The sequence below is a fragment of the Micromonospora sp. AB353 genome, assembly GCF_049538395.1.
In the GTDB taxonomy this organism is placed as follows: domain Bacteria; phylum Actinomycetota; class Actinomycetes; order Mycobacteriales; family Micromonosporaceae; genus Micromonospora; species Micromonospora aurantiaca.
The window spans coordinates 32,730-42,249 of record NZ_JBMVFV010000051.1; the positions used below are offsets into that span (position 1 = coordinate 32,730).

Here is a 9,520-nt window from a genome sequence, read left to right on the forward strand (position 1 = left end):
GGCTTCGGCCGCGCCCCGATTTCATCCCCCCGATACTCCGGCCCTTGTCAGCGGCCCAGCCGCCGGTAGCGGCGCACCGCCGCCGGTGCGGCCACCGCGATCAGCGTCAGCGGCCAGGCGATCGCCAGTTCCAGGGCGTGCCGGGCCGGCCACGAGTCGCCGCTCAGGCCCGGGTTGCCGAACAGGTCCCGGGCCGCCGCCACCGTCGCCGACAGCGGATTCCAGGCGGCGATCGCGCCCAGCCAGTCCGGCATCAGCTCCGGCGCCACGAACACGTTGGACAGCGCGGTCAGCGGGAACGCCAGCGGGAACACCACCACCGCGACCGTGTCCGGGTTCGGCACGAGCAGCCCGAACAGGATGCCCACCCAGGTCATCGCGACGCGCAGCAGCAGGATCAGCGCCACCGCGGCCAGCGCCGGGCCGGTGCCCTCGCGCCACTGCCAGCCCACCAGCAGCCCGCACACCACCAGCGTGGTCATCTCCAGGCAGGCCCGTACCAGGTCGGCGCCGGCGCGGCCGGACAGCAGCGCCGAACGGGCCATCGGCAGGGACCGGAACCGGTCCACCACACCCCGGCCGGCGTCGGCCGCGATCGCCGACGCGGTCGCGCCGAGGCCGTAGAGCATCGTCATGACGAACACGCCCGGCAGCAGGAACTCCCGGTAGCTGCCGTCGCTCGGCACGGACATGCCGCTGCCGAACACGTAGCCGAACACCAGCACGAACATGATCGGCAGGCTGAAGTAGATGATGATCTCCTCGGGGGCGCGCACCACGTGCCGCATGTTCCGCCCGGCCATCAGCCACCCGTCGGTCAGGGCCCTCACGACGCCACCCCCACCCGCTGCGCGTCGGCGTGGCCGCCGGTGAGCCGCAGGAACGCCTCGTCCAGTGTGGGACGGCGCACCAGCACGTCGTCCACGGCGATCCCGGTCTCGTCGAGGGCCCTCAGCACGGCGGTGAGCACAGCGATCCGGTCGGCCACCGGCGCGTCGACGCGCCGCAGCTCGACGTCCACCGTCGCGGTCGCGCCGGTGGCGCGTTCCACCACCGCCGCCGCGGCGGGCAGGTCCGCCACGTCGCGGACCACCAGTTCCAGCCGGTCGGCGCCGATGCGGGCCTTCAGCCGCTCCGGGGTGCCCTCGGCCACGACCCGGCCGGAGTCGATGACGCACACCCGGTCGGCGAGATGGTCGGCCTCCTGCAGATATTGGGTGGTCAGCAGCACGGTGGTGCCGTCGGCGACCAGTTCCCGCACCGCCGTCCACAGGCCGTTGCGGCTGCGCGGGTCCAGGCCGGTGGTCGGCTCGTCGAGGAACAGCACCCGCGGCGGGACCACCAGGCTGGCCGCCAGGTCCAGGCGGCGGCGCATCCCACCGGAGTAGCCGCCCGCCGACCGGTCCGCCGCCTCGGTCAGGCCGAACCGGTCCAGCAGCTCGTCGGCGCGGCGGCGGGCCCGGCGCGCCGACAGCCGCCGCAGCCGTCCGAACAGCACCAGGTTCTGCCGTCCGCTGAGCACCTCGTCGACCGCCGCGTACTGCCCGGTCAGGCTGATCGCGGCGCGGACCCGGTCCGGGTCGGAGGCGACGTCGTACCCGGCCACCCGGGCCCGGCCGGCGTCGAAACGCAGCAGCGTGGTGAGGATCCGCACCGCAGTGGTCTTGCCCGCCCCGTTCGGGCCGAGCACCCCGTACACGGTGCCGGCCGGCACGGCCAGGTCGAAGCCGTCCAGGGCGGTGGTGCGTCCGTACGTTTTCCGTATCCCGTCGGCCAGTACGGCCGTCGCGTCGTCGGTCATGGGAGTCAGCGTCACCGGCGGCGCTGACCGGGCGCGTACCGCGCGCGCACCGGGTGGCGTCGCGCCGGTCAGCGCCCGTCGACCAGCGCGAGGGCCCGCTGCCGGGGCAGGTCCGCGCCCCGGGCGTACGCGGTGGCGAACGCCGCCTCACCCAGGTGTTTCCGCAGCTCGGCGGCGGTGGGTGTGCCGGCCGGGGCGTCGGCGGCGCCGGTGCCGGCGAGCAGCGCCGACGCCGCGCCCAGCAGCCGGGCCGCCGACTCGGGGTCGCCGTCGCGCAGCAGCGGCCCGGCCAGCCCGTCCGCGGCGGCGGCCACCACCGGCACGTCCCACACACCGACGCCGGCGGTGAGGACCTGCCGGTAGTGGGCGCGGGCCGCAGCCGGGTCGCCGGTGGCGTGGGCGAGCTGCCCGAGCGTCACCAGCGCCGCGAGCCGCACCACGTCGGCGCCGAACCAGCCCGACGGGCATTCCGCGACCGCCCGCTCACACAACGTCCGCGCCCGCTGCGGGTCGCCGTCGCGGCGGGCGATCTCGCCGAGCCCCAGGTACGCGGCGGCGACCAGCTCCGGCGCGCCGGCCGGCCCGGCGATGCGCCGTACCCGCCGGAAGTCCTCGGCGGCGCCGGTCAGGTCACCGGCGGCGAGCCGCCCGTCGGCGCGGGTCCGCAGCAGTTCCGCCAGGTCCAGGGTGGAGCCGAGCTGCTCGGCCAGCTCCAGGGCCTCCGCCATCGGCGCGGCCGCCGACGTGACGTCACCGGTGCGGTAGGCCGCCTCGGCGTGGGTGGACAGTGTCACGATCATGCCCCAGCGGTCGTCGAGGGCCCGGAAACCGGCAAGCGCGCCGTTCAGGTCGGCGTGGGCCTGGGCGTGACGGTCGTGCAGCAGGCTGACCATCGCGGTGCCCAGCAGGCCCAGCGCCCGGCTCCACGGGTCGGTGCCGAGCAGCCGGTCCCGGACGGCCTGCTCGTGCAGCGCCGCCGCGTCCTCCGGTGACGGGGGCCCGCTGGCCATGCCGGACAGGTACAGCAGGAACGGATGCCGGGGCGGCCGGGCCAGGGTCCACAGGATCCGCGACGCGGCGTCGACCTCGCTGCGGTCGCCGCCACCGGCGAGCGTGGCGATCAGCAGCGCCAGCGCGTACTCCTCAGCCACGCTGTCGGGCGGCCCGTCGAGCCGGTCGACCAGCCGCCGGGCCAGCGCCGCGCCCTCCCCGCGCAGGCCCCGCAGCCACCAGTAGAACGCCAGCGCCGCGACCAGCCGCAACCCGGTCGCGGTGTCCGCGTGCCGCAGCGCCGCGTGCAGGTCGTCGCGGGCGGCGTCGAGGCGGCGCAGCCACCGCTCCTGGCCGCCGCCGCGCAGCGCCGCGTCGCCGGCCTGTGCCAGGTCCAGGAAGTACGCGGCGTGCGCGTCGCGTACCCGCCCGGTGCCGCCGTGCTCGGCGAGGCGGGCCGCCGCGAACTCGCGGATCGTCTCCAGCATCCGGTAGCGCCCGCCGGTGGCCTCCACCAGCGACTTGTCCACCAGGCCGGTGAGCACGTCCAGGACGTCGCCGGCGTCCGGCGCGCACACCGCCTGCACGGCGGCCAGGTCGGCGGCGCCGGCGAACACGCTCATCCGGGCGGCCAGCCGCCGCTCCGGCTCGTCGAGCAGGTCCCAGCTCCACCCGACGACCGCCTCCAGCGTGCGGTGGCGGGGCGCCGCGGTGCGGTCGCCGCGGCGCAGCAGCCGGAACCGGTCGTCGAGCCGGGCCGCGACCTGCGTCACCGGCAGGGCCCGCAGGCGCGCCGCGGCCAGTTCCAAGGCCAGCGGCAGCCCGTCGAGGGTACGGCAGATCCGCAGCACCGCCGGGGTGGTGGCGGCGTCGAGGGTGAACCCGGGCGACACGTCGGCGGCCCGGTCGGTGAACAGCCGCACCGCCGGGTACGCGGCCGCGGCCTCCGGTGCGGCCGGGCCGTCCGGGGCGGGCAGCCCGCCGACCGGGCACAACGCCTCGCCGGTGAGGCCCAGCGGTTCCCGGCTGGTGGCGAGCACCCGCAGTCCGGGCGCGGCGGCGAGCAGCCGGCCGGTCAGCCGGGCCGCATCGTCGATCACGTGTTCGCAGTTGTCCAGCACCAGCAGCAGCCGCCGGTCGGCCAGCGCCGCCACCAGCCGGCCGGTCAGGTCGGCGGGGCCGCCGGGGATGCGCAGGGCGGCGTCGCGCAGGTCCAGCGCGGCCAGCACCGCGGGCGCGACGGGCGCGCCGGTCGCCACAACGGCCAGTTCCACCAGGCACACCGGCCCGTCGTGGCCGGACGCGACGGCGGTGGCCAGGCGGGTCTTGCCGGCGCCGCCCGGGCCGTGCAGGGTGACCAGCCGCGCCGCGCCGAGCAGCCCGTGCACCCGCCGCAGCTCCGGTTCCCGGCCGACGAAGCTGGTGAGCGGGCTGGGCAGCCGGGCGGCCGGCGCTGCGTCGTCGCGCAGCAGCGCCGTGTGCAGGGCGGCCAGGTCCGCCGACGGGTCGGTGCCCAGTTCCTCGGCCAGCACCCGGCGGGCGTCGGCGTAGACGGCGAGTGCCTCGGCGCGGCGGCCGGCGCCGTGCAGGGCCCGCATCAGCTGCCCGTGCAGCCGTTCCCGCAGCGGATGCGCGGCCACCAGATCCCGCAGTTCGGCGATCAGCGGCGCGCCGGCCGGCGTCAGCGCCAGCTCCGCCTCCACGCGGTCCTCGACCGCGGCCAGGCGCGCCTGGCGCAGCCGGGCCGCCTCGGCGCCGGCGAACGGCGCGTCCGTCACGTCCGCGAGGGGTTCGCCGCGCCACAGGCCGAGCGCGTCGCGCAGCAGGGCCGCCGCGCCGGCCGGGTCACCGGCGGCCAGCGCCGCCCGCCCGGCCGCGGCCAGGCCGGTGAACCGGTGTACGTCGACCCGCTGCGGATCGACCGCCAGCCGGTAGCCGGCCGGCCCGAACTCGATGGGCGCGCCCGGCAGCAGCCGGCGCAGCCGCGACACCTGCGACTGCAGCGCGTTCGCGGCCTGCTCGGGTGGCCGGTCGCCGTACACGCCGTCGACGAGACGCTGCGGCGCCACGGTGCGGCCGGCGTCGAGCAGCAGCAGCACCAGCAGCGCGCGCAGCCGCCCACCGGCGACGGGCAGCACGCTGCCGTCGGCCGCGTACGCCTGGGTCGCGCCGAGCACACCGAACCGCATACGCCCGATTGTCGCCTGTCCCCGGTGACGCCCACACTCCCCACCCGCCGGTCACAGGTGACGCCGGCGCCATTCGGACTGCTCCCGCTCGGCGGCGACCTGCTCGTCCAACGCGGTCCGGCGCACCTGGCGGCGCCACGGGTCACCCGCGCGCAGGCCGAACAGCACCAGGAAGACGCTGACCGCCGCCAGGATCGCCAGCGCGGCTACCACCGGCAGCCGGCCCGCCCACGGCAGCCCCACCGCCAGCACGAGCACCACACAGGTGGCGACCGCCGGAATCCGGTGGGTCGCCCGCACCCCCAGCGCCAGCAGTCCCACCATGTAGATGATCACCCCGGCGAACAGCACCCGGCTGTCCAGCACGGCGGCGCGTTCCCGCCAGGGATCGCCGTGCGGGTGGGAGACGACGGTGAGGTAACGCTTGAGGCCGAGGGCGAACAGGATGATCCCGGTGATCAGCGGCAGGTGCAGGTAGGCGTAGGCGTCGCGGGCGAGCGCCGCCCGTGCCCGGACGTCGCGGGTGCGGTGCAGCCGCTGCTCCAGCGCGGGTGCCAGAGTGTCGAAGTACAGCCACCACAGGGCCGCGATGATGGTGACGCCGAGCACCGACGCCACGATCACCGGCCACGTGGCCGGCAGGCCGGCGCTCAGCTTCGGTCCCAGCCCGAGCGAGATGATCGACTCGCCGAGCGCGATGAGCAGGATCAGCGCGTACCGCTCCGCCCAGTGGGCGGCGGACACGACTGTCAGCCCGGCGCTGGGGGCGAGGCCCCCGGAGGTGTACTCGATGCAGACCGCGGCCAGCCACAGCGCCAGCGGCAGCCACGTCCCCCAGGGCGGCCGGAGTGAGTCGGGCAGGGCCGCGGTGGCGAGAATCAACGCCACGCTGGTCAGCGGCGGCAGACCGAGACGTACGGCGGTCCGTCCGCGGCGGCTGCTGCGGGCCAGGAACACCAGCACCTGGGCCGCCCGGATGATGAGGTAGCAGCAGGCGAACAACACCAGACCGGGCGGACCGGACTGCCCCTGCGCCGGCTCCTCGGCGAACGCCGACGGTGTGGTCAGCGTCAGCACGAACAGGGCGGCCACCGTCACCGCGCCGACCAGCGGCATCACCCCCTGGTCGGTGCGCACGACGTTGCCCAGGGCGGCGAAGGACACCCAGCACCACCACAGCAGCAACAGCAACAGCAGTCCCGCCAGCAACGACCTGCCGCTCAGGGTTTCAGAGAGGACGTTCGTGACGTTCAGGAACGCGAACACGAACACCAGGTCGTAGAACAACTCCACCCGGGTGACGCGCGAGCCGGGCGCGGTCGGCAGGACACGGCCGCGTCCCCGCTCAGCGCTCATGCTGCCGAGCATGGCAGCGGGCTCCGCGCGCCGGGGCGCAGTTGTCCGATCGGTGGCGCAGGGGCGCGGGCCGGCGACCGGTACGGACGGGTAGCCTTCGGCCCGTGATCGTGGGGAGAAGCCGGTGACGACGCTGGAGCAGGAGCAGCCGCGCACCATCGCCGCGGGGGCGCGTCCCCTGCCGCTGACGCTCGCCGTGCCGGCCGCCGTGCTGGCCGGGATCGCGTTGCTGCTGGCGTTCCCGCCGTACGGCTGGTGGCCGCTCGCGCCGGTCGGTGTGGCGTTGCTGGCCGCCGCGGTGCACCGGCGGCGGCTGCGCGGCGGCGCCGGGCTGGGCTTCCTGACCGGGGTGGCGTTGTTCGCGCCGCTGCTGGAGTGGACGAACCTGCACACCGGCTACCTGCCGTGGGCGCTGCTGTCGCTGCTGCAGGCCGCGTATCTGGCGCTGCTGGGCGCCGCCACCGCCTGGGTGTCGCCGCTGGCCGACCGGCACCGGGCGGCGTGGCCGCTGCTCACCGGCGTGCTGTGGGTGGGGCAGGAGGCGCTGCGTGACCGCACCCCGTTCGGCGGGTTCCCGTGGGGCCGGCTGGCGTTCAGCCAGGACACGTCGCCGCTGCTGAAACTCGCCGCGCTCGGTGGCGCCCCGCTGGTCACGTTCGCCGTCGCGGTCGCCGGTGGGCTGCTGGTGACCGCCGCGTGGCGGGACTGGCGGCGCGCGCCCGGGCAGTGGCGGCCCGTCGCCGGGCTCACCGCCGCGCTGGTGGCGCTGCTCGCCGCCGGCACGGCCGTGCCGACCGGGGTACGCGGCGCGGGCGACACCGTCACCGTCGCGATCGTGCAGGGCAACGTGCCGCGCCTCGGGCTGGACTTCAACGCCCAGCGGCAGGCGGTGCTGAACAACCACGTCGACGCGACGCTGGAGCTGGCGCGGCGGGTCGCCGAGGGCGGCCAGGACCGTCCGGACGTGGTGGTGTGGCCGGAGAACTCCAGCGACATCGACCCGCTGCGCAACCCGGGCGCGGGGGAGCGGATCTCCCAGGCCGCCGACGCGATCGGCGCGCCGATCCTGGTCGGCGCGGTGCTGGTCGGGCCCGGGCAGGGTGAGGTGCGCAACGCGGGGCTGCTGTGGCGGCCGGGCACCGGCCCGGATCTGGACCAGGTGTACACGAAGCGGCATCCGGTGCCGTTCGCCGAGTACGTGCCGCTGCGGTCCATCGCCCGCAAGGTCAGCTCCCAGGTCGACCGGGTCCGGTCCGATTTCGTCCCCGGTGACCGTCCCGGCGTGCTGAACACCGGCCCGGCCGTACTCGGCGACGTGATCTGCTTCGAGGTCGCCTACGACGGCATCGTCCGGGACACCGTCACCGGCGGCGCGCAACTGCTGGTGGTGCAGACGAACAACGCCACGTTCGACGTGGCCGAGGCCCGACAGCAGCTGGCGATGGTGCGGCTGCGGGCCGTGGAGCACGGCCGGGCCGCGTTGATGGCCTCCACCGTCGGGGTGTCCGGGTTCGTTACCCCGGACGGGCGGGTAGACGGTGCGACCGGGTTCAACACCGCCGCGGTGGTGGTGCGGCAGATGGAACTCGGTGACGGGCGTACCCCGGCGACCACGGCCGGGGTGTGGCCGGAGGTGGCGCTGACGGCGCTGGCGGTCGCGGCCCTGGCCGGCGCGGCCGTGCTGCGCCGCCGCCGGGAGGTCGCTCCCGGCTGAGCCGACGAGCGGGAGGCGGTGCGACGGTGGGCGTGGCAGCCGACAGGCGGACGGTCGGCCATCCCGGGGTGGGGCGGGTCCTGGTGGTCATCCCCACCTACAACGAGGCCGACAACGTCGGGCGCATCGTCGCCCGGGTACGCGAGGCGGCGCCGGCGGTGGACGTCCTCGTCGCCGACGACAACAGCCCTGACGGCACCGGAGCGATCGCCGACACGATCGCCGACGCCGACCCGGGGGTGCACGTGTTGCACCGGGCCGGCAAGGAAGGACTCGGCGCGGCCTACCTGGCCGGGTTCGCCTGGGCGCGCTCCCGCGGCTACGACGCGGTGGTGGAGATGGACGCCGACGGCTCGCACGCCCCGGAGGATCTGCCGGCGCTGCTGCACGCCGCCCGCGACGCCGACGTGGTGATCGGCTCCCGGTGGACGCGCGGCGCGCGGGTGCTGAACTGGCCGTGGCGGCGGCTGCTGCTGTCCCGGGTCGGCAACCTGTACGCGCGGCTGGCGCTGGGCATGCCGGTCAGCGACGCCACCGGCGGCTACCGGGTGTACCGGGCCAGCGCGCTGGACGCGATCGACCTGGACTCGGTGCGGTCCCAGGGCTACGCGTTCCAGGTGGAGCTGTCGCGGCTGGCGCACCGTGCCGGGGTGCGGATCGTGGAGGTGCCGATCACGTTCGCCGAGCGGGAACACGGCGACAGCAAGATGAGCCCGCTGATCGTGGCGGAGGCGTTGTGGCGGGTCACCCGCTGGGGGGTGCGGGACCGCCTGGCGACCGCCCCCGCCCGCCCGGACGCGCTCGCGCGCTGGCCTTGAGCCGGGGCGTGTCATGCTTGAGGGGCGTGATGACCCCGGGCTGATGAGGTGAGATGCGCCGAGGACTGAAGTACGTACCGCCGGCCCTGCTGCTGTTCGCGCTGCTGGAGCTGACCGTTTTCGTGCTGGTCGGCCGGGCCGTCGGGTTCGGCCCGGCGGTGCTGATGGTGTTCGGGGCGTCCCTGCTGGGGCTGGTGCTGCTGCGCCGCGAGGGCATGCGGGCGTGGCGCGGTTTCCGCGCGGCGGCGCAGGCCGGCCGTCCGCCGGGCGCCGAGGTGACAGACGGCCTCGTCGGTCTGCTGGGTGCGCTGCTGCTGGCGCTGCCGGGCCTGGTCAGCGGCGTGGTGGGCCTGCTGTTGCTGGTGCCGCCGCTGCGCCGGCTGGCCGGTGGCGGGGTGCGCCGGGCCACCGAGCGGCGGGTGTCGTCGATGGTCGCCGGTGACCTGTTCGGGCCGCGCCGGGTGCGTGTGTACCGGGGTGCGCCGCAGCCGACCCCGGAGCCCGCGCCGTCACCGTCGCCTTGTCCGGCGCCGTCGCCCCAGCCGGTCACCGACCCGGGCAAGGCCATCGAGGGCGAGATCGTCGACCGCTGACGCGCGTCGACCCTTGATCAACACCACTTCGCCGAGGTGGTGGCATCAGACCCCGCCCG

7 protein-coding genes are annotated in these 9,520 nt (G+C 76.0%); 3 read left to right on the plus strand and 4 right to left on the minus strand.

The features are described 5' to 3' along the window. Positions 1-47: 47 nt before the first annotated feature. The 4 genes from ACPCK6_RS20220 to ACPCK6_RS20235 all read right to left on the minus strand — a co-directional run bounded on the left by ACPCK6_RS20220 (position 48) and on the right by ACPCK6_RS20235 (position 6,348). Positions 48-830: an ABC transporter permease gene (locus tag ACPCK6_RS20220; RefSeq protein WP_423481892.1), complete on the minus strand. Its 783-nt coding sequence runs from the start codon at positions 828-830 to the stop codon at positions 48-50. Further along, positions 827-1,801: an efflux ABC transporter ATPase subunit, DrrA-related gene (locus tag ACPCK6_RS20225; RefSeq protein WP_396883011.1), complete on the minus strand. Its 975-nt coding sequence runs from the start codon at positions 1,799-1,801 to the stop codon at positions 827-829. Before ACPCK6_RS20225 ends, ACPCK6_RS20220 begins: the two co-directional genes overlap by 4 nt. Positions 1,802-1,869: 68 nt before the next feature. Continuing rightward, entirely contained in the window at positions 1,870-4,980 is a 3,111-nt protein-coding gene (locus ACPCK6_RS20230; RefSeq protein ID WP_423481893.1) for an ATP-binding protein, read from the minus strand. A gap of 51 nt (positions 4,981-5,031) precedes the next feature. Next, positions 5,032-6,348: a low temperature requirement protein A gene (locus ACPCK6_RS20235; RefSeq protein ID WP_423481894.1), complete on the minus strand. Its 1,317-nt coding sequence runs from the start codon at positions 6,346-6,348 to the stop codon at positions 5,032-5,034. Between the two features lie 112 nt (positions 6,349-6,460). Here ACPCK6_RS20235 and lnt point away from each other — a divergent pair, with 112 nt between their 5' ends. From lnt to ACPCK6_RS20250, 3 genes are read left to right on the plus strand one after another with little or no spacing between them, the layout of a single operon-like run. Continuing rightward, complete coding sequence (gene lnt, locus ACPCK6_RS20240; RefSeq protein ID WP_423481895.1) at positions 6,461-8,050, plus strand: apolipoprotein N-acyltransferase; 1,590 nt, start codon at positions 6,461-6,463, stop codon at positions 8,048-8,050. A gap of 26 nt (positions 8,051-8,076) precedes the next feature. Continuing rightward, the gene (locus ACPCK6_RS20245; protein ID WP_423481896.1) at positions 8,077-8,868 is read left to right on the plus strand and encodes a polyprenol monophosphomannose synthase; all 792 of its coding nucleotides are present in this window, start codon (positions 8,077-8,079) and stop codon (positions 8,866-8,868) included. Between the two features lie 53 nt (positions 8,869-8,921). Then, positions 8,922-9,461 carry an FxsA family protein gene (locus tag ACPCK6_RS20250; RefSeq protein ID WP_423481897.1) on the plus strand — a complete coding sequence of 180 codons (540 nt, stop codon included), beginning with the start codon at positions 8,922-8,924 and terminating at the stop codon, positions 9,459-9,461. Positions 9,462-9,520: the final 59 nt, after the last annotated feature.

Coding starts and splice junctions, on each gene's coding strand:
- ACPCK6_RS20250 (WP_423481897.1), top strand. CDS start 8,922: ATGCGCCGAGGACTGAAGTACGTACCGCCGGCCCTGCTGCTGTTCGCG.
- ACPCK6_RS20235 (WP_423481894.1), bottom strand. CDS start 6,348: ATGCTCGGCAGCATGAGCGCTGAGCGGGGACGCGGCCGTGTCCTGCCG.
- ACPCK6_RS20230 (WP_423481893.1), bottom strand. CDS start 4,980: ATGCGGTTCGGTGTGCTCGGCGCGACCCAGGCGTACGCGGCCGACGGC.
- ACPCK6_RS20225 (WP_396883011.1), bottom strand. CDS start 1,801: ATGACCGACGACGCGACGGCCGTACTGGCCGACGGGATACGGAAAACG.